We start from the raw sequence: 25,220 nt of genomic DNA on the forward strand, positions 1-25,220 counted from the left end.
GAGACAACACCCATGTGGAAAATCGTCGTCGGCTTCGTCATCTTCGCCGCCCTTGCCCTGTACGTGATCTCGAAAGCCGGTGACAAGGTCGACATGTCGGGCGAGAAGCATGGGGGCGATGCGGCCACGCACGAGCCAGCGCCTGCGGCGGCGCCGAAATAAGGCGGTCTCGAGGAGAACGCGCGCTTGTTCTCCGGCGAGCCGGGCCTTGCCTGAAGGCCCTTCAATGCAAACGGCCCGCCGGGTGTGCCGGCGGGCCGTTTGCATCAGCGCTCGACAGCCGGGGCTCAGCGCTTGAAGCGCCCGTCGCTGATGATCGACAGGTCCGCGAAGTCGATGCCGCTGTGGTCCTGCGGCGAGTAGCTCACGTCCAGCCCGCCGCCCAGGTCGAAGTTCCTGATGCTCTCGAGCGCGGCGACCATCTTTGCGCGCGTGGCCTTGGGGCCGGCGCGGCGCAGCGCCTCGACCAGCACCTTGGCCGATGCAAAACCTTCCAGCGCGGCCGGCGACAGTTCGGCCTGGCCCTTGGCCTGCGCCAGTGCCAAGGCCTCCTTCACCATCGGCTGGCCCGCGGCGCGCTCGCTGGGGAACACCTGCGTCACGATGACGCCCTTGCTCGCTTCGCCCAGTTGCTTGATGAAGCCCGACGAGGCGTTGTTCGACAGCGTGACCACCTGCGCCGCCGAGCCCGCGGCGCGCAGCGCCTTGATGCCGTCGACCACCGCGACGCCCGAGCCGATCCACACCACCGCCTGTGCATTGGCCTCCTGGATGGCCGGCACGATGGCCTTGTAGTCCGGCTTCTCGCGGTCGGCCGGAATGGTCACCGTCGGCTTGGCCTTGCCCTTGGTGAAGCCGGTCATCGCGCCTTCGAGCGCGTCGGTGCCGAAGGAGTCGGTGACGTACACCACCGCGATGCGCGTGAGGCCGATGGTCAGCAGGTGCTGCACCGCCTTCTCGGCCTCGCGCTGGTAGGTGGCGCGCACGTTGAACACCTGCCTCTGCAGCGGCTTGTGCAGCACCATGGCGCCGGTGGAAGGGCCGATGAGCGCCACGTCGTACTTGTCGAGCCACGGGATGATGGCTTGCGAATGCGGCGTGCCGCGGCTCATGAAGAGCGCGAGCACCTTCTTGTCCTCGATGAGCGCGCGTGCGTTCTCGCCGGCGCGCTTCACGTCGAAGGCGTCGTCCATGCGGATCACCTCGATCTTCTCGCCGTGGATGCCGCCCTGGGCGTTGACCGCGTCGATGACCAGCTGCGCGCCGCCGATGGTCTCGTTCACGCTCGCGGCCACCGAGCCGGTCATGCCGGCCGTCTGGCCGATCAGGATCTGGGCCGAGGCGCCCAGTGCCGTCAATGCCAGCAGGGCAGCGGCGCAAAGCGTGCGCGTCTTTGTCATGAGGGGCTTTCGAAGGAATACACGAACAGTTGCCAAGAGATGCAAAGAAACGTCGTATTTGTTTCTTAAAGTGTCTTGCGCGCCATTCGGAGAAACCCCTGCGAAACTGCCAACCTTGTGACGCAGTGCACAAGCCGGTCACGGCTCTCTCCCTAGAATGTTTGCCCCACCCCCCAAGGCATTCATGACACAGGGCTCCATCCGGATTCGCGGCGCGCGCCAGCACAATCTCCAGAACCTCGACCTCGACATCCGCACCGGCGAGATGACCGTGGTGACCGGCCCCAGCGGCTCGGGCAAGTCGAGCCTGGTGTTCGACACCCTCTATGCCGAAGGCCAGCGGCGCTATGTGGAGACCTTCTCCGCCTATGCGCGCCAGTTCCTGGACCGCATGGACAAGCCGGCGGTCGACAAGGTGGAGGGCGTGCCGCCCGCCATCGCCATCGACCAGACCAACCCGGTGCGCTCCTCGCGCTCCACGGTGGGCACGATGACCGAGCTGAACGACCACCTGAAGCTGCTCTTCGCACGCGCGGCCAACCTGTTCGACCGTGAAACGGCCCTGCCGGTGCGCCACGACTCGCCCGACAGCATCTATGCGCAGATCGTCGAGCGCGCCGCGGCGGCGGGCGACCCGCGGCTGGTGGTCACCTTTCCGGTCGAGTTGCCTGCGAGCACCACGGCCGACGAGGTGACGCAATGGCTGTCGGCCAGCGGCTTCACGCGCGTGCAGGCCGAGCGCGAGGTGGCCACGCCCACCGGGCCGCGCAAGGTGCTCGACGTGGTGGCCGACCGTTTTCGCGTGTCCAGCGCCGAGCGCGCGCGCGTGGTCGAGGCCATCGAGGTGGCGCTCAAGCGCGGCAGCGGGCGCGTCACCGTGCATGCCACGGGCGCTGAGGAGAACGCTCCCACCGACGTGTGGAAATTTTCGACCGGCCTGCACTGCCCCGAGAGCGACATCCGCTACGCCGACCCGATCCCGTCGATGTTCTCGTTCAATTCGGCCGTGGGCGCCTGCGACACCTGCCGCGGCTTCGGCCGCGTCATCGGCGTCGACCTGGGCCTGGTGATTCCGAACGACAAGCTCACGCTGCGCGCGGGCGCCATCAAGACCATCCAGACGCCCGCGTGGAAAGAAGCGCAGGACGACCTCATGCGCCACGCCGAGGCCGCCGGCATTCCGCGCGACACGCCGTGGAACAAGCTCACCGAGGAGCAGAAGCACTGGGTGATCGAAGGCACGCCCAACTACAAGGAAGGCAACTGGAACAAGCAGTGGTACGGCGTGCGGCGCTTCTTCGGCTACCTGGAGAGCAAGGCCTACAAGATGCACATCCGCGTGCTGCTGTCGAAGTACCGCAGCTACACGCCGTGCCCGACCTGCAGCGGGGCGCGCCTGAAGCTCGACAGCCTGATCTGGCGCATCGGCAGCAAGGAAGACGCCGATGCGGTGCTGCCGCCCGAGAAGCGCTTCATGCCGACCGGCGCGAAGTGGACGCGGGCGCAGCTGGAGGCGCTGCCGGGGTTGTGCCTGCATGACCTGATGCTGTTGCCGATCGAGCGGTTGCGGCGGTTTTTCGACCGCATGGGCCAGGGAATGGCTCCCTCCCCCGCTGGGGGAGGGCAGGGGTGGGGGCAGGCGGCCTCCACGAAGGCTGTGGCGGTGGTGGAGGCCGAGAGCCCCCATCCCAACCTTCCCCCAGAGGGGGAAGGGGCAAGGCAAGGGGAGGCGCAGGCCCTGAAGCTGCTGTTCGAGGAAATCACCACCCGCCTGCGCTACCTGCACGACGTCGGCATCGGCTACCTCACGCTCGACCGCCAGAGCCGCACGCTGAGCGGCGGCGAGGTACAGCGCATCAACCTCACGACGGCGCTCGGCACCTCGCTGGTCAACACGCTCTTCGTGCTCGACGAGCCCAGCATCGGCCTGCATCCGCGCGACATGAACCGCATCACCGAGGCCATGCTGCGCCTGCGCGATGCGGGCAACACGCTGGTGGTGGTCGAGCACGACCCGGCCGTCATGCTCGCGGCCGACCGCGTGATCGACATGGGCCCGGGCCCGGGCATCCGCGGCGGGCAGATCGTGTTCGACGGCACCACCGACCAGCTGCGCGACGCCGACACGCTCACCGGCCAGTACCTGGGCGGGCGCAAGAAGATCGGCATGGGCTTCAAGCGGCTCGTGAGCGAGAACACGCACCGGCTCATCCTGGAAGGCGCGCGCGAGCACAACCTGAAGAACGTCACGGTCGAGTTTCCGCTGGCGCGGCTGGTGTGCGTCACCGGCGTCAGCGGCTCGGGCAAGTCCACGCTCATTCAGGACGTGCTGGCGCCCGCGCTGATGCGCCACTTCGGCAAGGCCACCGAAACGCCCGGCGCGCACGACCGCCTGCTGGGCGCCGACCACCTCGGCGACGTGGTGTTCGTCGACCAGTCGCCCATCGGCAAGACCGCGCGCTCCAACCCCGCGAGCTACGTGGGCGCGTGGGACGCGATCCGCGAAATCTTCGCCACCGCGGCCTTGTCGCGCCAGCGCGGCTACACCGCGAGCAAGTTCAGCTTCAACTCCGGCGACGGGCGCTGCCCGACCTGCGGCGGCTCGGGCTTCGAGCACGTGGAGATGCAGTTTTTGTCGGACGTGTACCTGCGCTGCCCCGACTGCGACGGCAAGCGCTACCGCCCCGAGATCCTCGAAGTGCGCGTGGAGCGCAAGGGCAAGACCTACAACGTGGCCGACGTGCTCGACCTCACCGTGGCCGAAGCCGCCACGGTGTTCGACGCCGACCGCGACGTGCTGCGCGTGCTGCAGCCCATCTCCGACGTGGGCCTGGACTACGTGAAGCTGGGCCAGCCCGTGCCCACGCTGTCGGGCGGCGAGGCGCAGCGCCTGAAGCTCGCCGGCTTCCTGGCCGAAGCGGCCAAGAACGCCACGTCGAGCAAGCAGCTGCTGGCGCGCAAGGGCACGCTCTTCCTGTTCGACGAACCGACCACCGGCCTGCACTTCGACGACATCGCGCGCCTCATGCGCGCGCTGCGCAAGCTGCTGGACGCGGGGCATTCGCTGATCGTCATCGAGCACAACCTCGATGTGATCCGTGCCAGCGACTGGCTGATCGACCTGGGCCCCGAAGGCGGCGAGGGCGGCGGGCAAGTGGTGGCCGAAGGCACGCCCGAGCAGATGCGCGAGAACCGCGCCTCGCTCACCGGTGCCGCGCTGGCCGACTACGAGCTGGCCATCGGCCCCGACGCCTACAAGGTGGCCGAACGCGCCGCGCGCCGCTACATCGCCAACGCCAAGACGGCGCCGGGCGCCAACGCCATCGAGATCGTCAACGCGCGCGAGCACAACCTGAAGAACCTCAGCGTGGACATTCCGCGCGGCAAGTTCAGCGTGGTGACGGGCGTGAGCGGCTCGGGCAAGTCGACGCTGGCCTTCGACATCCTGTTCAACGAAGGGCAGCGCCGCTACCTCGAATCGCTCAACGCCTATGCGCGCAGCATCGTGCAGCCGGCCGGCCGGCCCGAGGTGGACGCGGTGTACGGCATTCCGCCGACCGTGGCCATCGAGCAGCGCCTGTCGCGCGGCGGCCGCAAGAGCACGGTGGGCACCACCACCGAGGTGTGGCACTTCCTGCGCCTGCTGTACGTGAAGCTGGGCATCCAGCATTGCATCCACGACGGCGCGGCCGTGCAGCCGCAAAACCCCGACAGCATCGCCGCGCAGCTGATGCGCAACTTCAAGGGCCAGCACATCGGCCTGCTCGCCCCGCTGGTGAGCAACCGCAAGGGCGTGTACACCGAGCTGGCCGACTGGGCGCGCCCGCGCGGCTTCACCCACCTGCGCGTGGACGGCGACTTTCTGCCGACCACCGGCTTCCCGCGCATCGACCGCTTCAAGGAGCACAGCATCGAGCTGCCGGTGGCCAGCCTCGACGTGCTGCCCTCGAAGGAAACCGAGCTGCGCGAGGCGCTGACCAAGGCGCTCGAACACGGCAAGGGCGTGGTGCACGTGCTGAGCGACCTGGACGGCCTGCGCGCCGCCATGATGGCCGGCGTGTCCGCGGTGGGCATCGGCCGCGTCCAGGTGTTCTCCACGCTGCGCGCCTGCCCGGTGTGCAGCACCAGCTACGCCGAGCTCGACCCGCGCCTGTTCAGCTACAACAGCAAGCACGGCTGGTGCCCCGACTGCGTGGGCACGGGTGTGAAGCTCAGCAAGGACCAGCGCAAGGTGTTCGACGACTCCGTGCGCGACGACGACAACAAGGGCCGCGAGCAGACCTTCGCCGAACCCGAGATCGAGGACCTGGCCGACACCGCCTGCCCGACCTGCCAGGGCACGCGCCTCAACGCCACGGCACGCGCCGTGAGCTTCGGCGCATCGCCGGCCGACGGCCTGAGTGGCATCGGCATCACCCAGCTCGCGCGCATGAGCGTGACCGAGGTGCGCCAGTGGTTCGAAGGGCTGTCGCTCTCGGGCCGCGAGGCCGAGATCGCGCGCGACCTGGTGCCCGAGATCAAGAGCCGCCTCGAATTCCTCGAGGAAGTGGGCCTGGGCTATCTGACGCTCGACCGTGGCGCGCCCACGCTCAGCGGCGGCGAGGCGCAGCGCATCCGCCTGGCGGCGCAGCTCGGCAGCAACCTGCAGGGCGTGTGCTACGTGCTCGACGAGCCGACCATCGGGCTGCATGCGCGCGACAACCAGATCCTGCTGAACGCGCTGCACAAGCTCGGCGAAAAGGGCAACACGCTGGTGGTCGTGGAGCACGACGAAGACACCATCCGCCGCGCCGACCACATCATCGACATCGGCCCGAGCGCGGGCAAGCGCGGCGGCCGGCTGGTGGCCGAAGGCTCGGTGGCGGACATCCAGAACGCCGCCGATTCGCAGACCGGGCGCTACCTGCGCGATGCCATCCGGCATCCGCTGCAGGCGCGCCGCCTGGTGCCTGCGCCCGACCCCCAGGCCGAGCACAACGGCGAGTGGCTCACCGTGCACGGCGCCGACCTGCACAACCTGCAGGACGTGACCGCCACGCTGCCGCTGCACCGCCTGGTGGTGGTCACCGGCGTCAGCGGCTCGGGCAAGTCGACGCTCGCGCGCGACGTGCTGCTGGCCAACGTGCAGGCCGTGGTCGTCCAGCGCATGACCAAGGCGGGCCGCGACGCGGACGCCGCCGGCAAGCGCCCGGCGTGGGCCGGCTGCAGCAGCGTCGACGGGTACGAGGTCATCGACCGCGTGCTCGAGGTCGACCAGACGCCCATCGGCAAGACGCCGCGCAGCTGCCCGGCCACGTACATCGGCTTCTGGGACACCATCCGCAAGCTCTTCGCCGACACCCTCGAGGCCAAGGCGCGCGGCTACGGCCCGGCGCGCTTCAGCTTCAACACCGGCGAAGGCCGCTGCCCGGGCTGCGAAGGCGCGGGCGTGCGCACCATCGAGATGAGCTTCCTGCCCGACGTGAAGGTGCCCTGCGAGGTGTGCCATGGCGCGCGCTTCAACCCCGAGACGCTGGCCGTGAGCTGGCGCGGCAAGAGCATCGGCGACGTGCTGAAGATGGAGGTCGACGAGGCCGTCGAGTTCTTCGCGAGCATGCCCAACATCGCGCACCCGCTGCAGCTGCTGAAGGACGTGGGGCTGGGCTACCTCACGCTGGGGCAGCCCTCGCCCACGCTGTCGGGCGGCGAGGCGCAGCGCATCAAGCTGGTGACCGAACTCAGCAAGGTGCGCGACGACATCACGCGCCGCGGCCAGAAGGCGCCGCACACGCTGTACGTGCTCGACGAGCCGACCGTGGGCCTGCACATGGCCGACGTCGAGAAGCTGATCCACGTGCTGCACCGGCTGGTGAACGGCGGCCACAGCGTGGTGGTGATCGAGCACGACCTCGACGTGATCGCCGAGGCCGACTGGGTCATCGACCTGGGGCCCGACGGCGGCAACGCCGGCGGGCGCATCGTCGCGGCGGCGCCGCCGGAGGAGGTGGTGCGCCTGGGGACGCACACGGGCGTGGCGCTCAAGCCCGTACTGGCGCGATAGGGCTCGCCCCCAGGCTGCGCGCACTTCGTGTCGCTTCTCCTTCCCCCTGCCGGGGGCAACACCTGCGGCCCGGCAAAAACCGGTTCCGCGGTGTGTCGCGAAGGGTTTCCACGAGGGTGCAAGCAGGCGCACAATGGGCTCGACCCTTGGCGCAGGCGCATCCTGAATCAGCCATGGTGGAGTGAACATGCGAGGGGATGAAGCGCCGCGGCAGGGTTACGCAAGGAGCCATGTCATGACCCGCTTCATCGATGTTCACAGCCTGGTCCGCCTGGTGGACGAGACCGGCGTTCCCCAATTCCTCGAGGCGCTGGCCGACGCACTGCGCGACGATTTCCTGCGATGGCGCGAGTTCGACAAGAAGGCGCGCGTGGCCAGCCACTCGCACCTGGGCGTGATCGAGCTGATGCCCGTGGCAGACGACGGCGCCTACGCCTTCAAGTACGTCAACGGCCACCCGCACAACACCGCGGTCGGGCTGCCCACCGTCATGGCATTCGGCGTGCTGGCCGAGGTGGACACGGGCTACCCCGTGCTGCTGTCGGAGCTCACGCTCACCACCGCCTTGCGCACCGCCGCCACGTCGGCCATGGCCGCCAAGGCACTGGCGCGGCCCGATTCGCGCAGCCTCGCGCTCATCGGCAACGGCTCGCAGAGCGAGTTCCAGGCGCTGGCTTTCCATGCGCTGCTGGGCATCGAGCAGGTGCGCGTGTTCGACACCGACCCGCACGCCACCGACAAGCTGGTGCGCCACCTGTCGGCCTGCACGCCGCTGGAGATCGTGCGTGCCGCTTCCGTGGCCGATGCGGTGCGCGGCGCCGACATCGTCACCACCGTCACCGCCTACCAGGGCCATGCAAGCGTGCTCACGCCCGGGATGATCGAGCCCGGCATGCACATCAACGCGGTGGGCGGCGACTCGCCCGGCAAGACCGAGCTGCACCCCGACGTGCTGGCCCTGGCGCGCGTGTTCGTCGAGTACGAGCCGCAGACCCGCGTGGAGGGCGAGATCCAGCAGGTGGCGGCCGACTTTCCGGTGCACGAACTGTGGCGCGTGCTGCTGGGCGAAGTGCCGGGCCGCGAGAGCCCGCGGCAGGTCACGCTGTTCGACTCGGTCGGCTTCGCGCTGGAGGACTACACCGCGCTGCGCTACATCCAGCGCATGGCGACCGAGCGCGGCATCGGCCAGCAGATTGCGCTGGTGCCGGAGCTCGACGACCCGAAGGACCTGTTCGGCCTCACGGCCTCGGGCAGGCGCCGGGCGGTGCTGCGGCGTGCGGCATGATGGCCGGCTTCATCACCGCCGCCGTACTTCTTCATGCTCACCATCTACAACGACCAGCACGTTCTTCACCAGGGCAAAGTCGAGATGTTCCGCGGCGAGCTCGTGCCGTGCTTCGAGGTGCCTGCCCGCGTCGACCATGTGAAGCATGAGTTGGAGCGCCGGGGCCTCGGCCCGCTGCAGCTGCCCGATGCCTTCGACGCGGCGCTGCTGGCCAAGGTGCATGCGCCGCGGTACCTGGACTTCATCGCGCATGCGTGGGAGGAGTGGGTGGCGCTGGACCCGGCCAACGTGTCGCGCGATGCGCTGCCTTCCTATTGGCCCACGCGCGGCATGCGCACCGACGTGCTGCCCAGGAGCTTTCCGGCGCGCATGGGGCTGTTCTCTTTCGACGCGGGCACGCCGCTGACGGCCGGGAGCTGGCAGGCCGCGCGGCACGGCGCGGCGTGCGCGTGGACGGCGGTTCAGCGCGTGGCCGGCGGCGAGCGCGCGGCCTTTGCGCTCACGCGGCCGCCGGGGCACCACGCGGGCGCCGACTTCTTCGGTGGCTACTGCTTCATCAACCACGCGGCCGTCGCGGCGCAGGCGCTGCGCGACGCGGGCGTGGAGCGGGTGGCCGTGCTCGACGTGGACTACCACCACGGCAACGGCACGCAGGCCATCTTCTACGAGCGCGACGACGTGCACTTCGCCAGCCTGCACGGCGACCCGCTGACCGACTACCCGTACTACCTGGGCCACGCCGACGAACGCGGCGCGGGCCGGGGCGAGGGCTTCAACCACAACCTGCCCCTGCCGCGCGGCACCGACTTCGCGGCCTGGCGCGCCGCGCTGAAGGCCGCGCTCGCGCGCATTGCGGCCGTGAAGGCCGGCGCGCTGGTCGTCTCGCTGGGCGTCGACACCTTCGAGGGCGACCCGATCTCGGGCTTCAAGCTGAAGAGCGACGACTACCTGCGCATGGGCGAAGACCTCGCGCGCGCGGGCCTGCCCACCGTGTTCGTGTTCGAGGGCGGCTACGCGGTGGCCGAGGTGGGCGTCAACGCGGTGAACGTGCTGGAAGGCTTCGCGCAGGCGTAGCTGACGCGCAGGCGACTCCGGGGGCGCCAATGGCCTTGTTTTTGGCGGGCAATCGGGGGCTCCCCGATTGCCTTTGCCGACCCGGCGAGGCCCAATCGGCGCTTCTTCAAGTCAGGATCCAGTCAGCCATGCTGCGCCGCTCTTCTTTCCTCTGTGCCGCCACGCTCGCCGCGTGCGGTCTCGTTTCTCCGCTGGCGGCTTTCGCTCAAGCTTTTCCCGCCAAGCCCATCAAGCTGGTCATCGCCTTCCCCGCCGGCGGCCCGACCGACATCACCATGCGCCAGCTCGCGGACAACGCGAGCAAGATCCTCGGCCAGCCGGTGATCATCGACAACAAGCCGGGCGCCGGCGGCACGCTGCCCGCGCAGGCGCTGCAGACCTCGCAGCCCGACGGCTACACCGTCGCGCAGATCCCGCTGGGCGTGTTCCGCCTGGGCTACACCACCAAGATCAACTGGGACCCGCTGAAGGACATCACGTACGTGCTGAACGTGACGGGCTACGCCTTCGGCATCGTGGTGCCGGCCAACAGCCCCTTCAAGACCTGGGCCGACTTCGTCGCCTACGCCAAGGCCAACCCCGGCAAGCTGACCTACGGCTCGACCGGCAACCTCACCAGCCCGCACCTGACGACCGAAATCGTCGCGCAGAAGGCCGGCATCGAGCTGCAGCACGTGCCCTACAAGGGCAGCGCCGACCTGATGCTCGCCGTGGTCAGCGGCCAGTTGATGGCCGCCGCCGACAGCACCGGCTTCGCCCCGCAGGTCGAGGCCGGCAAGCTGCGCGTGCTGAACACCTGGGGCGACAAGCGCCTGGCCAAGTTCCCCGACGCACCCACGCTGAAGGAGCTGGGCTACGACATCGTGCAGAACTCGCCCTTCGGCATCGGCGCGCCCAAGGGCACCCCGCCCGACGTCGTGAAGAAGCTGCACGACGCGTTCAAGCAGGCGATGGAAGAGCCGAGCTACGTGGCCTCGCTGGGGCGCTACGACATGCTGCCGAACTACATGAGCTCGGCGACGTACACCAAGTTTGCGCAGGACACGGTGGTGCGGGAGAAGGCGGTGATCGAGAAGCTGGGGTTGGCGAAGGGCTCCTGATTTCGGCAATTGCCCACGCTTCATGTTTAAAAAATTCTATTTTTTAAACATGTTGAGTGAGACATGTATAAAAACCGGCCGTTTCTACACATGTCCACCGTCGGCGGCGCCCAGCGATGTGCGCGCCGTCGCCGGCACCTTCAGGCGCTGGCCTCGGCCGGGATCGCAAACAACTCCTCCACCAGCCGCCCCGCCAGCTCAGCCTTCACGGGCTCCCCCCCGAACACCAGCCGAAACACGATCGGCGCAATCAGGTGGTCGATCACCTGCTGCGGCTGAGGCGCATGCTCCCCGCGGGCGCGCGCCTGTTCCACCATCGTCAGCGCTTCCTTCCTGCGATTGCGCAGGCAATCGGTGTCCGAGTCGGCATTGGCCAGCGCGGCCGCCGCTTTCAGCAGCGAGGTGTTGCACGGCTTGGCCAGATGCTCGATGAGCTCGCGCGCCCAAGCCTCCAGGTCTGCGCGAAGTGCACCCGTGTTCGGCAGCGGCCGGTTTGGGTCCAGCCGGCGGGTGGCCGTTTCGGCCAACAAACTCTCCAGGTCGCCCCAGCGCCGGTAGATGCTGGACGCGCTGACGCCCGCGCGCTCGGCCACGGCCGGCACGGTGACGCGGTCGCGCCCCTGCTCGGCCACGAGTTCTTCGAGCGCTGTGCGCACCAGCGCCTGCACTTGCGCGCTCCGGCCGCCGGGGCGCTTGTTGGAGGGGGTGGGCAGGACGACGTCGTTCATGTTTCGGACTTTAACGCAAAGATATTTGCTTTAGGTGCTTCTCAAGTCTAGAATCACAAAAGCAAAAAAAGTTGCATTAAGGATCCAGCCATGCCGTCAACCTGCCCAGAACTCGCCACCGCCGTCGCCGCTGCCGCCGCCACTTCCGCGCGCGCCAAGCCCTGGCGCTTGCCGGCCGGCGTGACCTTCGCGCTCCTGGCCGCCGTGCTGTTCGCCTTCTTCTTTGCCGCCAGCGCGCCGTCGCCGCTGTTCGTGGTGTTCCAGCACGCCTGGCATTTCTCTTCGTCGATGCTCACCATGGCATTTGCGATCTATGCGATTGCACTGCTGCTTTCGCTGCTGGTCGCCGGCTCGCTGTCCGACCACATCGGACGCCGTCCCGTGGTGCTGGCCGCGCTGGTGCTCCAGGCGGTGGCGATGGGGCTTTTCCTGCTGGCGCACGACATCGGCGGGCTCATCGTCGCGCGGGTGGTGCAGGGCGTGGCCACGGGCATCGCGAGCGGGGCGCTGAGCGCGGCCGTGGTCGAGGCCGCACCGGCCTCGCGCAAGCGGCTGGGCGCGCTGATCACCAGCGTGTCGCCGCTGGCCGGGCTGGCCGTGGGCGCGCTGCTGACGGGCATGGCGGTGAAGTTCTCGATGCAGCCGGTGACGTGGGTGTTCGGCGGCCTGGCCGCGGTGTTCGCGCTGGGGGCGGTGGTGGTGCTGTGGATGCCCGAAACGGTGACGCCGCGCGCCGGCGCGCTGGCCTCGCTGGTGCCGCGCGTGTCGATTCCCGTGAAGGCGCGTGCCGAGTTCGTGCGCGGGTTGCCGGTGCTCATCGCGGTGTGGGCGCTCGGCGGGCTGTTCCTGTCGCTGGCGCCCTCGCTGATGCTGCATGTGTTCGGCGTCGACAACGGCGTGGTCAACGGGCTGACGGTGGCGGTGCTGTCGGGCGTGGGCGCGATCGCGCCGACGTTGCTCGGGCGCTTCGCCGCGCCGCGCCCGGCCGTGCTCGGCATGGCGAGCATGGTGCTCGGGCTGGCGCTGCTGCTGGCGTCCCTGGCCACGCGTTCGCTGGCGCTGTTCTTCGTCGGAACGGCGGTGGCGGGCATCGGCTTCGGCGGCGCGTTCTCGGCGCTGGTGCAAACGCTGGCGCCGCTGGCGCAGTCGCACGAGCGCGGCGAACTGTTCGCGGCGATCTTCGTGGTGAGCTACCTGGCGTTCAGCCTGCCCGCGATGCTGGCGGGCTTCCTGGTCGCGCCGCTGGGCTTGCTGAACACCGCACAGGGCTACGCGGCGGTGCTGTTGCTGATCGCGGCCTTCGGCACCTGGCGCCAGTGGGCGGGGCTGCGCCGCGCGGCGCGCGAAGTGCCGCTCAGCGAGTAGCCAGGATCGCGCGCGCCGCTTCGGCGAACCCCTTGCCGCGCTCGCCCAGCGTCACGTAGCGCGGCAGGTGTTCCAGCTGCGGCACGAAGCGCGCGACGTTCGCCACGCCGATGCTGTGCGCGAAGCTGCGAAACATCAGCTGGTCGTTGGTGGAGTCGCCCACGTAGGCCCAGCGGTCCATCTCGTCGTCGAGCGTGCGGTCCCACAGCTCGCGCGTGATCCAGCGCGCGCCTTCGAGCTTGTCGTTGTCGCCGTACCAGCCGTTGATGTGGATGCTGCTCACGGTGGCGTGCATGCCTTCGCCGCGCATCAGCGCGACCACCTGCGCGACGGTGGCGTCGCTCAGCTGCACGAACTCGCTGTGGTCGATGGCGATGTCGGTCTCGCGCCCCGGCGAGTCGGTGGCGCGGCCGGCGCCCGGAATCTCGCGCTCGATGCGCGCCAGCACGGCCTGCATGCGCGCGAAGTTGGCCGCGCGCGTGGCCGCGTCCTGCTGGTAGCGCTTCTCGATGCGGCCGTCGGCCTGGGGCAGCAATGCCACCGCGCCGTTCTCCGCCACGATGGCGTCGATCGGCCAGGTGTTCACGAACGGCAGGCTCCAGCCCACGGGGCGGCCGGTGATCGCCACCACGGACAGGCCCGCGGCCTTCAGGTCGGCGAGCGCCTGCAGCGCATCGGGCGTGATCGCGCCGTCGTGGGTCAGCGTGTCGTCGATGTCGGTGAACACGCCGACGAGCGCACTGCGTGCGGCCGCATCCCACCGGGTCAAGGGCAAGAGGTGGTGGGGCGGGGAGGGCAATGAGGGCGAGGAAGGCAGGGAAGAAGGCGAAGACATGGCAAGGAATCCGGAGGGAGCCGCGATCCTACCGGCGCTTTCGGGTAGCATCCCGCCCCCGCCGCGCGTTCGAAGCCGGCGCGGCGCCTTCCATGCCCCACATCCTCGTCGACCACCTCCTCAAGACCTACCGAATTTCCGAGCGCGACCCCGGCGTGATGGGCGCGTTGCGCGGGCTCGTGCACCGCCGCCATCGGACGGTGGAGGCGCTGTCGGGCGTGTCGTTCTCGCTCGAGCGCGGCGAGCTGCTGGGCTTCATCGGGCCGAACGGCGCGGGCAAGTCGACCACCATCAAGATCCTCGCGGGCATCCTGCGGCCCGACGGCGGTCGCGTGGAGGTCGACGGGCGCGACCCCTTCGCCGACCGCGAGCGCCACGTGGCGCGCATCGGCGTGGTCTTCGGCCAGCGCACGCAGCTGTGGTGGGACCTGCCCGTGGGCGACGGCTTCGACCTGCTGCGCGACATCTACCGGGTGGACCCGCAGCGCTACCGCCGCACGCGCGACGAACTGGTCGCGCTGCTGCACCTGGAGCGCGTGCTCGACCAGCCCGTGCGCCAGCTGTCGCTGGGCCAGCGCATGCGCGCGGAAATTGCGGCGGCGCTGCTGCACGAGCCCGACATCCTGTTTCTCGACGAGCCGACCATCGGCCTGGATGCGCCCTCCAAGCTGGCCGTGCGCGACTTCGTGCGCCGCGCCAACCGGGAGCGCGGCACCACGGTGCTGCTGACCACGCACGACATGCACGACATCGAGGCGCTGGCCCGGCGCGTGATCATCATCGGCCACGGGCGCGTGCTGGCCGACAGCCCGGTCGAGGCCCTGCGCGCACAGGTGATGGCCGAGCGGCGGCTGGTGGTCGACTTTGCGCAGGACGCCGAGCTGCCCCTGCAGGTGGACGGCGCCAAAGTGCATTCGCGCGACGGCCAGACGCTGGTGCTGGACTTCGACCCCGCAGTGACCACGGCACCCGCGCTGATCGCGCGCATCGCGGCCGCGCATGCGGTGCAGGACATTCGCCTGGAAGGCCTGGCGATCGAGGCGGTCATCGCGCGGTTCTACGCCATGCACGGCGCGGGCGAAGCGTGACCATGGCCACCCTGCGCGAACTCGCGCGCCCTTACCTCGCGGCTTTCGCGTCGCGCCTCCTGCAGATGCTGCAGTACCGCACCGCCGCGCTCGCGGGCTTCGCCACGCAGTGCTGGTGGGGCGGCATCAAGGTGATGGTGTTCGCCGCGTTCTATGGCGGCACCGCCATCGCGGGCGCCGGTTCGCCGATGTCGCTCGCGCAGGCCATCACCTACACATGGCTGGCCCAGGGGCTGCTCGTGTTGCTGCCCTGGCTGGGCGACCCCGAAGTGGCGCAGGCGGTGCGCACCGGCTCGGTCGCCTACGACCGCCTGCGCCCGGTGGACGCCTACGCGTTGTGGTTCGCGCGCAGCGCCGGCTGGATCGCCGCGCGCCTGCTGCCGCGCGCGGCGTTGATGGCGGCGTTCGCGGCTGTCGCCTTGCCGCTGATCGGCCTGAACGAATGGTCCTGGCAGCCGCCCGCGGGTGTGGCGGCGGGGCTCGCGTTCCTGCTGTCCGCCGCGCTCGCGCTGCTGCTCTCGACGGCGATGGTGATGCTGCTCAACGTGGCGATGACGGCCGCGCTGAACGAACGCGGCATCAATGCGGTGGCGACGCCCGTGGTCATCGTGTTGTCGGGCAACGTGCTGCCGCTCGCGCTGCTGCCGGACGCCTGGCAGGGCGTGTTGCTGGTCCAGCCGTTGGCCGGGCTGATGGACATTCCGGCGCGGCTGTATTTCGGGCAACTGGGCGGCTGGCATGCGCTGGGCGGGCTGGGGCTGCAGTGCTTCTGGACCGTCGTGCTGGTCGCGGCGGGTCGATTCGCCATGGGTCGCACCATGCGCAGTCTTCAGATTCAAGGGGGCTGAAGTGGTGCTGGTTCGAAACGCATTGCGGAGCAACTGATGGGCACGCTCCCTCTTTTCTTCAGGCTGGTCCGGGCTTCCATCGGCGGCCAGGCGCGCTACCCGGCTTCAGCGCTGATGCTGACCTTGGGCCAGTTCCTGGGGACCGGCATCGAGGTGGTCGCCGTGTGGGCGCTGTTCCACCGTTTCGGCGAAGTGCAGGGCTGGACCCTCGGCGAGGTGGCCGTGTTCTACGGCCTGGTCAACTGCATGTTCGCCATTGCCGATGCGCTGGGACGCGGCTTCGACGTGCTCGGCACCGAGTTTCTTCGCACCGGTGCGTTCGACCGGCTGCTGCTGCGTCCGCGTCCGCTGGCGCTGCAACTGATGGGCAACGACTTCCGCATCAGCCGCGCGGGCCGGCTGCTGCAAGGCGTTGCGGTGATGGCCTTCGGCACGGTGCAGGCGGGCGTGGTGTGGTCGCCCGGCGCGGTGGCCATCGCGCTGTTTGCGCTGGCCGGCGGCGTGGCGTTGTTCCTCGGCATCCTGGTGCTGCAGGGCACGTTGTCCTTCTGGACCGTGGAAAGCCTGGAGATCGCCAACGTGCTCACCTACGGCGGCGTGCAGGCGGCGCAGTACCCGCTGGCGCTGTACGCGCAGTGGTTTCGGCGCGTGCTGACCTTCATCGTGCCGCTGGCCTGCGTGGCCTATTACCCGGTGCTGGCGATCCTGGGCAAGGCCGATCCGCTGGGGGCGCCGGGGTGGGTGGGCTGGGTGTCGCCGCTCGCGGGCTTCGTGTTTCTCGCGGCGGCTTTCGGGGCGTGGCGCTTCGGGTTGCGCCACTACGCGTCGACGGGGAGCTGAGCCCCGCCGGTCTCTGTCAGCCGGCGTTCTGCAGCGCCAACCCCGCATGCTCGCGCAGCGGATGGAAGTGGATCTTCGGAAACCGCTCCTGCGCCAGCCGCACGTCGTACGGCGAGGTGCACAGGAAGGCCAGCGTGTCGGCCGCGTCCTTGGCCATGCGCACCGGGTAGGCGTTGACGAACTCGCGCAGCTCGGCCGGCGTGTCGGCCGTGATCCAGCGCGCGCCCGTGTACTGGCAGCCCTCGAGCCGCACGTCGGCGTCGTACTCGGCCTTCAGGCGGTGCTGCACCACTTCGAACTGCAGCTGGCCGACGGCGCCCAGCAGCATCGGGCCGCCGACCTCGGGACGGAACACCTGGATCGCGCCTTCTTCGCCGAGCTGCGCCAGCCCCTGCTGCAGCTGCTTGGTGCGCAGCGGGTTCTTCAGGATCACGGTCATGAACAGTTCGGGCGCGAAGAACGGCAGCCCGGTGAACTGCAGGCTCGCGCCGTCGGTGATGGTGTCGCCCAGCTGCACGCCGCCGTGCGTGGTGAAGCCCACGATGTCGCCCGCGTAGGCCTCTTCCACAGCCTCGCGGCGCTGGCTCATGAAGGTCACGACGCTGGTGGGCCGGAGCTCCTTCGAGGTGCGCTGCACCTTGAGCTTCATGCCCGGCGTGTACTTGCCCGAGGCCATGCGCACGAAGGCGATGCGGTCGCGATGGTTGGCGTCCATGTTGGCCTGCACCTTGAAGACCACGCCCGCGAAGTCCTTGTCCTCGGGCTGAATCTCTTTCACCACCGGCTGGCGGTTGACCACCGTGGTGCTGGTGCGCGACTGCGGCGAGGGCGCCAGGTCGACCAGTGCGTCCAGCACTTCCATCACACCGAAGTTGTTCACGCCGGAGCCGAAGAACACGGGCGTCTGCTTGCCGGCCAGGAAGGCCTCGCGGTCCCAGCTGGGCGAGGCGCCGGTGGCCAGCTCCATGCTGTCCATGGCGCTCTCGAAATCGGCGCCGAAGCGCTTGGTCAGCGTTTCGCGGTCGGTCAGCGGAATGGTCTCGAAGTCGTGCGGCAGCCGTTCGCTGCCCGACTCGAACACCGTCATGGTGTGCGTGCGCAGGTTCATGATCCCGCGGAAGCTCTTGCCCTGGCCCACGGGCCAGGTCATGGGCACGCAGGGCATGCCGAGTTCGCGCTCCACTTCGTCCAGGATGTCCAGCGGCTCGCGCACTTCGCGGTCCATCTTGTTGACGAAGGTGATGATGGGCGTGTCGCGCTGGCGGCAGACCTCGATGAGCCGGCGCGTCTGCGCTTCCACGCCGTTGGCCGCGTCGATCACCATCAGCGCCGAGTCGACGGCGGTGAGCACGCGGTAGGTGTCTTCCGAGAAGTCCTTGTGGCCGGGCGTGTCGAGCAGGTTGATGACGTGGTCGCGGTACAGCATCTGCATGACCGAGGAGGCCACCGAGATGCCGCGCTGCTTTTCGATTTCCATCCAGTCGGAGGTGGCATGGCGCGAGGCCTTGCGCGCCTTCACCGAGCCGGCGATCTGGATCGCGCCGGAGAAAAGCAGCAGCTTTTCGGTCAGCGTGGTCTTGCCGGCGTCAGGGTGGGAAATGATCGCGAAGGTGCGACGGCGGCGGGTTTCGGCAAGAAAAGACAAGGTGGGCAATCTGCGGGGGAATGCCGCGATTTTAGAAGGCCGCGCCCGACCCTCCCCGCCGCGGCGGCTTCCGTGCCCTGTTCAGTGCTGCAGGATCTTCGACAGGAACTGCTGCGCGCGGTCCGAGCGCGCCGCGGGGTTGCCGAAGAATTCCTCCTTGGGGCAGTCCTCCACGATGCAGCCCCGGTCCATGAAGATCACCCGGTTCGCCACCTTGCGCGCGAAGCCCATCTCGTGGGTTACGCACATCATCGTCATGCCGTCGCGCGCCAGGCCGACCATCACGTCGAGCACCTCGTTGACCATCTCCGGGTCCAGCGCCGAGGTGGGTTCGTCGAACAGCATGGCCACCGGGTTCATGGCGAGCGCGCGGGCAATGGCCACGCGCTGCTGCTGGCCGCCCGACAGCTGGCTGGGGAACTTGTGCGCATGCGCGTGCATGCCTACGCGCTCCAGCAGCGCCATCGAGGTGGCGCGGGCTTCGGCGGGCGAGCGCTTGAGCACCTTGCGCTGCGCGATCGACAGGTTCTCCTCGATCGACAGGTGCGGAAACAGCTCGAAGTGCTGGAACACCATGCCGACGCGGGCGCGCAACCGGTTCAGGTCCGTCTTCGGGTCGCCGACGGACACGCCGTCCACGGTGATGCGGCCCTGCTGGAAGGGCTCCAGCGCGTTCACGCACTTGATGAGCGTGGACTTGCCCGAGCCCGAAGGCCCGCAGACCACCACCACCTCGCCCTTGCGGATTTGGGTGTTGCAGTCGGTCAGCACCTGGAAGGCGCCGTAGCTCTTGGTCACATGGCTGATGTCGATCATTGGCGGGCTCCGGGGCCGTTCAGCGCGTCAGCAGGTGGTGCAGGGTGTTGGCGACCACCCGGGTGGCCTTGCGCAGCTCGTCCAGCGGCACGCGCTCGTCGGCGCGGTGCCCGTTGGCCTCGAGCAGCGACTCGGGGCCGGCGCCGTACATCACCGTGGGAATGCCCGCTTCGCTGTACAGGCGCGCGTCGGTGTACAGCGGCACGCCGATCGGCGTCACGGGCTTGCCCATCACCTCGCTGGCCTCGCGGCACACCAGCGCCGCCAGGGCGTCGGCGCCCGGCGCCGGCGCGAAGGGGCGCGCCAGCAGGATCTGGCGGATCTGCACCGAGATGCCGGGCAGCGCGCGGCAGGCCGCCTCGATCACCTCGCGCAACTCGGCCTCGACGGCCTCGGGCGACTCCTCGGGCACGATGCGCCGGTCGATGCGCAGGGTCAGCTTGTCGGCCACCACGTTGGTGTTGATGCCGCCGCCGATCAGGCCCACCACCATCGTGGGATGGGTGATGCCCGGCGTGAGCGAGGGGCGCCCGGCCAGGCCGTCGCGGTAGCGGTAGAGCGCGGGCAGCAGCGTGGCCGCGGCCTCGATCGCGTCGTGCCCGGTGTCGGGCCGGGCGGCGTGCGCCGAGGTGCCGCACACCGTCACCTCGAGGTGCAGGCAGCCGTTGTGCGCCACCACGACGTGGTGCGAGAAGGCGGCCGACAGCACGAAGTCGGGCCGGCTCAGGCCCTTCGACAGGATCCATCCGGGGCCGGTGACGCCGCCGGTCTCCTCGTCGTAGGTCAGGTGCAGCTCGACCGTGCCGGCCAGCGGCGTGCCCGAGGCCGCCAGGTGCTTGAGCGCACGCATCGCGAAGGCGTAGGTGGTGAAGTCCGACTTCGACACCGCGGCGCCGCGGCCGTACAGCCAGCCGTCGCGCACTTCGCCGCCGTAGGGGTCGACGCTCCAGCCCGCGCCCGGCGGCACCACGTCGCCGTGTGCGTTGAGGGCCACCACCGGGCCGTCGCCGAAGCGCTCGCGCACGATCAGGTTGGTCACGCTGCGCATGCCGTGCGCGGCCGCGTAGTCGGGCGGTATCGCATGGCGCTCGACCTCGAAGCCCATGGCCTCCAGCAGCCGGGCCGTGAGCTCTGCATGCGGCGCGCAGTCTCCGGGCGGGTTGTCGGAGGGGCAGCGCACCAGCTCTGCCAGGGTGCGCACCTGCTCGTCGAAGTGGGTGTCGATGAAATGGCGCAGCGTGTCGCGGGGGAGGGCGGTGTCGGTCATGGCTGTCAGAGGAAACGGTCGATGAGAAAGGGGGAGATGTCGATGTCGGTGCGCCCGTGCACGACCAGGTCGGTAACGAGCCGCGCGGTGACGGGCGCGAGGGTGTAGCCGTTGGAGGTCACCGCGTTGTAGAAGCCGGGGTGGCCGGGCACCTCGCCGAGGATCGGCGCGCCGTCGATGTTCACGTTCATGCCGGCCCAGCAGCGCACCATGTGCAGGCCGCTCACGGCGGGCAGCACGTGGCGCGCGACCCAGAGGTTGCCTTCGATGCTGTCGCGCTCGGCGCGGTTCAGCCGCATGTCCTCGTGGAAGGCGGCCGTCCAGCCGCCGCCGACGATCAGGCCGCCACTGGCTGCCTGCTTCAGGCTCAGGTGCCGGTCGGCATGGGCGACCAGGTGGTCGACCAGCGGCGGCGCGGGCTCCGTCACGATCATCTGCAGCGGCGCCCCCTTGACGGGAATGGTCACGCCCAGCATGCGGCCGATGGCGCTCGACCAGGCGCCGCTCGCGTTGACGATGCGCCCGGCATGGATGGTTCCGCGCGAGGTGCGCACCACGAAGCCCGCGCCGTTGCCGGGCAGGGCCTCGATGGCCTGCACGTCGCAGCCGCGCAGCATTCGCGCGCCTTGCTGCTGCGCGCGCCGTGCCACCGCGTAGGTGGCGCGCAGCGGGTTGATCTTTCCTTCCATGGGGCAGAGCTCGGCACCCCGCAGCGCGTCGGACAGCGCTGGCGACAGGCGCCGCAGGTCGGCGCCGTCGATCACCTGCGCGTCGATGCCGTGGCGGCGCTCCAGCGCGGCCTTGGCCTCCAGGAAGCGCATGCCTGCCTCGCTGTCGGCGACCATGAGGCCGCCGGTGATCTTGATCTCGAGGTCTTCGCCGCAGTCGGCTTCTATCTCCTGCCACAGGCGCACCGACATCGGCCCGAGCGGCAATGTGGCCGCCGCCGGGCCGCCGCCTTCCTGCGCCTTGGCGCCGAAGTCGAACGACAGCAACTGCACGTGCAGGCTGCCTGCATTGGCGCCGGAGGCCTGCAGGTTGATGTCGTCGCGGTCGACCACGGTCACGTCCTGCCCAGCCTTCGACAGGTAGTAGCCCAGGCAGGCGCCGAGCACGCCGGCACCGATCACCAGCACGTCGGTGCGCACCGGCGCGAAAGGCGCGTGCTCCACGGGCCGCGCGAGATTGGGCGTGATGGCCGGCTTGTGGCCGCCCCACTCGGGTTTCTCGAAACCGAGTGCGCCGGCCGGCACAGGCCTGGCCGGCGGGCGCGGGGCGAAGTACTGCTCGACCTCCGGCGGCCTGCCCGTGAGTTCGGCCACCAGCCGGCCCGCGGTGGCGGCGCAGTAGCGAGCCTGGCAGCGGCCCATGCCCAGGCGGGTGTTGCGCTTGAGCGCGGCCAGGGTGTCGCTGCCGGCGCGGATCTGCGCACGGACCGAGCCGAAGCTGATCTCCTCGCAGCGACACAGCAGCGTGTCGTCGGGCACCGCGGCCAGCGTGACCGGTGGGGGCGCGTAGAGCGACCACAGGGCCTGCTGGAAGCACTCGGCGCGGTGCAACTGGCCCGTTGCCTCGGCGGATGCCGCAACGCGCAGGCCGAGATTGCGCGCCGCGGCTTCGCCTGCCAGCGTGCCGCGCGCCAGGGCGACGCGCGAGCCGCCCAGGTCGGCGCCGTCGCCCACCACGTACACGCCGGCCACGCTGGTGGCGCCGTCTTCCTGCGTGACGGTCGCAAGGTGCCCCAGGTGGCGCGGGGCCAGCCGGTGCGCGCAGCCCAGCATGCGCGCGAGTTCGGTGGAGGGGATGAAGCCGTAGCCCAGGCACAGCGTGTCCGCCTCGAGGCGCTGCGCCGTTCCCGCCTCCACGTGTCCTTGGGCATCGATGCGCGCGACCTGCACGGACCGCAGTCCGCCTGTGCTCGCGCCTGCGCCCGTGTCCTCGGCTTCGCCTTCGGCCTCCACGACCGTGTGGCCCCACAGCACCGGCACCCCGTGCGCACGCAGCTGCCGCAGGTAGCGCCAGCCGTCGCACAGCAGGTCGGGGCCGGTGCGCGCCGCAGTGAGCAACTGGCGCCATTGGCGCAGGGAGGGGCGGGGCGCCGATTCGAGCACGGCGACGACCTCGGCGCCGCCCGCGAGCAGTTCCGCCGCCAACTGGAGGTTGAGCGGCCCGTTGCCTGCAATCACGACCCGGCGGCCCGGGGCGACGCGGTAGGCGCGAGCGAGCGTCTGGCCGGCGCCGGTGGTCATCACGCCCGGTAGGGTCCAGCCGGGAAAGGGCACCGGGCGCTCGTAGGCACCGGAGGCGATCACGAGCTGGCGGCAGCCGATGACATGGGCGCGCCCGTCGATGAGCGCCGCAACCTCGGTCGGCGAGAAGGCGGCCCACACCTGCGCGCCCTGGACGATCGTGACGCCCGCGGCGTGGACGTCGTGCGCCAGCGCCAGGCCCTGCGCGAACTGGCGGTCGGCCGGCGTGGCCGCCCGGTGCGACGGCGCGAGCGGCTTGTAGAACTGGCCGCCCGGCTCCAGGCGCTCGTCGAGCACCAGCACGTCGGCGCCGGCCCGGCGCGCGGCCAGCGCCGCCGAAAGCCCGGCCGGGCCCGCGCCGACGACCAGCACGTCGACCTGCCGCCGTGCGGGTTGCGCTGCGGCCTCGGGGGCGAGCGGCTGCAGCGGGTCTTCCAGCGTGCCGGCCGGCTGGACGGAGCGCACCTGCTGCCCCTCTGCCACCTTGGTGAGGCAGGCGCGCTGGCTGGCGCGCCCGTCGACGGTGACCAGGCACTCGAAACATGCGCCCATGCCGCAGTAGAGACCCCGGCGCTCGCCGCCCCGGGTATGGCGCAGGGCCTTGATGCCGCCGGCCGCCAGCGACGCCGCGATGGTTTCGCCTTCGAGGCCCTCCACGGGCTGCCCTTCGTACCAGAAGCGCACGGGGCGCCCGGCCGGGGTGATGGAAGGGTGGGTCAGTCTGGCGCTCATGGGCAGGTGCGAGGGAAAACGGAAAACCGCGTTGACGCGATTAAATGTATACGTATACTACATGTATACGTATACTTCGTCATCCGAATTTTCCCGAGGACTGCCCCATGACACCGTTCCGCGGCACCTACACGGTGCTCATCACCCCCATGACCGCAGACGGCCTGCACGTGGACGTGCCCGCTCTGAAGAAGCTGGTCGACTGGCAAATCGAAGAGGGAATCCACGGACTGATTCCTCTGGGGAGCACCGGGGAATTTCTGTCGCTGACGCCCGATGAGCGCCAGCTGGTGATCGAGACCTGCATCAGCACCGCAGCAAAACGCGTGCCCGTGCTGATCGGCACCGGTGCGGAGTGGACCGACGAGTGCGTGCGGCTGAGCCGCGAGGCCGAGACCATGGGCGCCGACGGCGTCATGATCATTCCGCCCTACTACAGCACGCCCACCGACGACGAGCTGTTCGCGCACTACCGCAAGGTGGGCGAGGCCATCGGCATTCCGATCATGGTCTACAACAACCCGGCCACGGCCAACGTCGACCTCAAGCCCGAGCTGGTGGCGCGCCTCTCGCGCATCGACAACTGCAACTACATCAAGGAGTCGACGCTGGAGGTCACGCGCGTGCGCGACATCATCGAGCTGTGCGGCGACCGCATGACGGTGTTCGCCGGCATCCTCGGCTACGAGTCGTTCTGGCTCGGCGCGCAGGGCTGGGTGGCCGTGTGCTCCAACCTCATTCCCAGGATGTCGGCGCGCCTGTTCGAGCTGGTGGCCGACGAGCGCGACATGCCAGCGGCGCTGGCGCTCTACAAGCAGATGCTGCCGATCGTGCGCCAGGTCGGCGGCCACCGCTACGTTGCGGCCTCCAAGGACGGCCTGACGATGATGGGCCTGCCGGTCGGCAAGCCGCGCGCGCCCCGCCTGCCGCTGCCCGAGGCCGACGCCGCGGACCTGCGCCGCGAGCTGGCCCGCCTCGAACTGCTGGACTCGATCCGCGCCTGAGCGCCGGTGTCCCCGCATCTCGTTCCTGCCTTTCCCTTTCGTCGCCTCGTTCATTTCCTGAAGGACCACCCCATGAAACTGCTCCCCGCTCTCGCGTCGGCAACGGCACTCTTCATCTTCTGCGCGGGCGCCGCGAACGCGCAGGCGTGCAAGTCGCCCGTGCCCGACTCGGCCCTCGTCAAGAAGGGCACGCTGACCATGTCGGTCAACCCGACCCTGCCGCCGATGCAGTTCGTCGACCAGACCGGCGCGCTCAAGGGCATGCGGGTGGAGCTCGGAGAGGCCATCGCCAAGCGCTTGTGCCTCACGCCGGAGTACGTGCGCATCGAGTTCTCCGCCATGATCCCGGGCCTGCAGGCCGGCCGCTGGGACGTCATCAACACCGGCATCTTCTACACGGAAGAGCGCGCCAAGCTGATGCAGATGCTCATCTATGAAGACCAGGCCATCAGCATCAGCACGGCCAAGGGCAACCCGCTGAAGATTGCCAGGACGGACGACCTGTCGGGCAAGAGCATCGGCGTGGAACTCGGCGGCTTCGAGGAGCGCAAGGCGCGCGAGCTCGACAAGGCGCTCACCGACAAGGGCATGAAGGGCATGACCATCCGCACCTTCGAGAACTTCGCCATGGCCTTCCAGGCGCTGCGCGCCGGCCAGGTCGAGGTTGCCCTGTCGATCGACTCCACCGGCGCCGAATACCAGAAGCGCGGCGACTTCGAACGAGTGCTGAACGGCCTGTTCCCTACCCCGGTGGCGCTGGCCGCCCGCAACAAGGACCTGGCCGCGGCCATGGCCAAGGCGATGAACGACATGAAGGCCGACGGCAGCTTCCAGAAGCTGTTCGACCAGTACGGCGTGAAGGCGGTCGACGGCGCCGTCATCGTCAAGGGCCCGGCGGGCTGAG

Annotated in this window: 18 protein-coding genes; 11 read left to right on the plus strand and 7 right to left on the minus strand. The window is 69.6% G+C overall.

The window, feature by feature from the left end:
- Positions 1-12 precede the first annotated feature (12 nt).
- Complete coding sequence (locus AC1DJH_RS17965; RefSeq protein ID WP_435436773.1) at positions 13-162, plus strand: hypothetical protein; 150 nt, start codon at positions 13-15, stop codon at positions 160-162.
- A gap of 125 nt (positions 163-287) precedes the next feature.
- Here AC1DJH_RS17965 and AC1DJH_RS17970 read toward each other — a convergent pair whose 3' ends face one another.
- Complete coding sequence (locus tag AC1DJH_RS17970) at positions 288-1,400, minus strand: ABC transporter substrate-binding protein (RefSeq protein ID WP_478186607.1); 1,113 nt, start codon at positions 1,398-1,400, stop codon at positions 288-290.
- Positions 1,401-1,584: 184 nt separating this feature from the next.
- Here AC1DJH_RS17970 and uvrA point away from each other — a divergent pair, with 184 nt between their 5' ends.
- From uvrA to AC1DJH_RS17990, 4 genes are all read left to right on the plus strand, one after another.
- On the plus strand, positions 1,585-7,440 hold the full coding sequence (gene uvrA / locus AC1DJH_RS17975) for an excinuclease ABC subunit UvrA (RefSeq protein ID WP_478186608.1): 5,856 nt from the start codon (positions 1,585-1,587) through the stop codon (positions 7,438-7,440).
- Positions 7,441-7,675: 235 nt separating this feature from the next.
- The gene (locus AC1DJH_RS17980) at positions 7,676-8,725 is read left to right on the plus strand and encodes an ornithine cyclodeaminase (RefSeq protein WP_435436782.1); all 1,050 of its coding nucleotides are present in this window, start codon (positions 7,676-7,678) and stop codon (positions 8,723-8,725) included.
- A gap of 33 nt (positions 8,726-8,758) precedes the next feature.
- Positions 8,759-9,799, plus strand: a complete 1,041-nt coding sequence (locus AC1DJH_RS17985; protein WP_478186609.1) for a histone deacetylase family protein — start codon at positions 8,759-8,761, stop codon at positions 9,797-9,799.
- A 128-nt stretch (positions 9,800-9,927) separates the two neighbouring features.
- Positions 9,928-10,899: a Bug family tripartite tricarboxylate transporter substrate binding protein gene (locus AC1DJH_RS17990; protein WP_478186610.1), complete on the plus strand. Its 972-nt coding sequence runs from the start codon at positions 9,928-9,930 to the stop codon at positions 10,897-10,899.
- Positions 10,900-11,039: 140 nt separating this feature from the next.
- Here the strand turns inward: AC1DJH_RS17990 and AC1DJH_RS17995 are convergent, their stop codons facing one another.
- Positions 11,040-11,627 carry a TetR/AcrR family transcriptional regulator gene (locus tag AC1DJH_RS17995; protein WP_478186611.1) on the minus strand — a complete coding sequence of 196 codons (588 nt, stop codon included), beginning with the start codon at positions 11,625-11,627 and terminating at the stop codon, positions 11,040-11,042.
- A 90-nt stretch (positions 11,628-11,717) separates the two neighbouring features.
- Between AC1DJH_RS17995 and AC1DJH_RS18000 the strand changes: the two genes are divergently transcribed.
- On the plus strand, positions 11,718-12,992 hold the full coding sequence (locus tag AC1DJH_RS18000; RefSeq protein ID WP_478186612.1) for an MFS transporter: 1,275 nt from the start codon (positions 11,718-11,720) through the stop codon (positions 12,990-12,992).
- Here AC1DJH_RS18000 and AC1DJH_RS18005 read toward each other — a convergent pair.
- Positions 12,982-13,809, minus strand: coding sequence for an HAD family hydrolase (locus tag AC1DJH_RS18005; protein WP_478186804.1), 828 nt, complete (start codon positions 13,807-13,809; stop codon positions 12,982-12,984). The two genes, AC1DJH_RS18000 and AC1DJH_RS18005, sit on opposite strands and share 11 nt — an antisense overlap.
- A 110-nt stretch (positions 13,810-13,919) precedes the next feature.
- Here AC1DJH_RS18005 and AC1DJH_RS18010 point away from each other — a divergent pair, with 110 nt between their 5' ends.
- Genes AC1DJH_RS18010 through AC1DJH_RS18020 form a run of 3 tightly spaced genes read left to right on the plus strand, consistent with a single transcriptional unit; the run spans position 13,920 to position 16,603 of the window.
- Positions 13,920-14,915: an ABC transporter ATP-binding protein gene (locus tag AC1DJH_RS18010; RefSeq protein ID WP_435436787.1), complete on the plus strand. Its 996-nt coding sequence runs from the start codon at positions 13,920-13,922 to the stop codon at positions 14,913-14,915.
- A 2-nt stretch (positions 14,916-14,917) separates the two neighbouring features.
- Positions 14,918-15,763: an ABC transporter permease gene (locus AC1DJH_RS18015; protein ID WP_478186613.1), complete on the plus strand. Its 846-nt coding sequence runs from the start codon at positions 14,918-14,920 to the stop codon at positions 15,761-15,763.
- A gap of 36 nt (positions 15,764-15,799) precedes the next feature.
- Complete coding sequence (locus AC1DJH_RS18020) at positions 15,800-16,603, plus strand: ABC transporter permease (RefSeq protein WP_435436789.1); 804 nt, start codon at positions 15,800-15,802, stop codon at positions 16,601-16,603.
- A 16-nt stretch (positions 16,604-16,619) separates the two neighbouring features.
- Here AC1DJH_RS18020 and AC1DJH_RS18025 read toward each other — a convergent pair whose 3' ends face one another.
- The 4 genes from AC1DJH_RS18025 to AC1DJH_RS18040 all read right to left on the minus strand — a co-directional run bounded on the left by AC1DJH_RS18025 (position 16,620) and on the right by AC1DJH_RS18040 (position 23,312).
- The gene (locus AC1DJH_RS18025) at positions 16,620-18,248 is read right to left on the minus strand and encodes a peptide chain release factor 3 (protein WP_435494942.1); all 1,629 of its coding nucleotides are present in this window, start codon (positions 18,246-18,248) and stop codon (positions 16,620-16,622) included.
- Positions 18,249-18,329: 81 nt separating this feature from the next.
- On the minus strand, positions 18,330-19,064 hold the full coding sequence (locus tag AC1DJH_RS18030) for an amino acid ABC transporter ATP-binding protein (protein WP_478186614.1): 735 nt from the start codon (positions 19,062-19,064) through the stop codon (positions 18,330-18,332).
- A 19-nt stretch (positions 19,065-19,083) separates the two neighbouring features.
- Positions 19,084-20,331, minus strand: a complete 1,248-nt coding sequence (locus tag AC1DJH_RS18035; RefSeq protein ID WP_478186615.1) for a M20/M25/M40 family metallo-hydrolase — start codon at positions 20,329-20,331, stop codon at positions 19,084-19,086.
- A gap of 5 nt (positions 20,332-20,336) precedes the next feature.
- On the minus strand, positions 20,337-23,312 hold the full coding sequence (locus AC1DJH_RS18040) for an FAD-dependent oxidoreductase (RefSeq protein ID WP_478186616.1): 2,976 nt from the start codon (positions 23,310-23,312) through the stop codon (positions 20,337-20,339).
- 107 nt (positions 23,313-23,419) lie between these two features.
- On the opposite strand from AC1DJH_RS18040, the gene AC1DJH_RS18045 reads away from it, so the two are divergent.
- Positions 23,420-24,316 (plus strand): dihydrodipicolinate synthase family protein, encoded by an 897-nt coding sequence (locus AC1DJH_RS18045; RefSeq protein ID WP_478186617.1) that lies wholly within the window; start codon positions 23,420-23,422, stop codon positions 24,314-24,316.
- A 72-nt stretch (positions 24,317-24,388) separates the two neighbouring features.
- Complete coding sequence (locus tag AC1DJH_RS18050) at positions 24,389-25,219, plus strand: ABC transporter substrate-binding protein (RefSeq protein ID WP_478186618.1); 831 nt, start codon at positions 24,389-24,391, stop codon at positions 25,217-25,219.
- The last annotated feature ends 1 nt before the right edge of the window (position 25,220 follow it).

This window comes from Variovorax sp. 10N412, assembly GCF_056394985.1.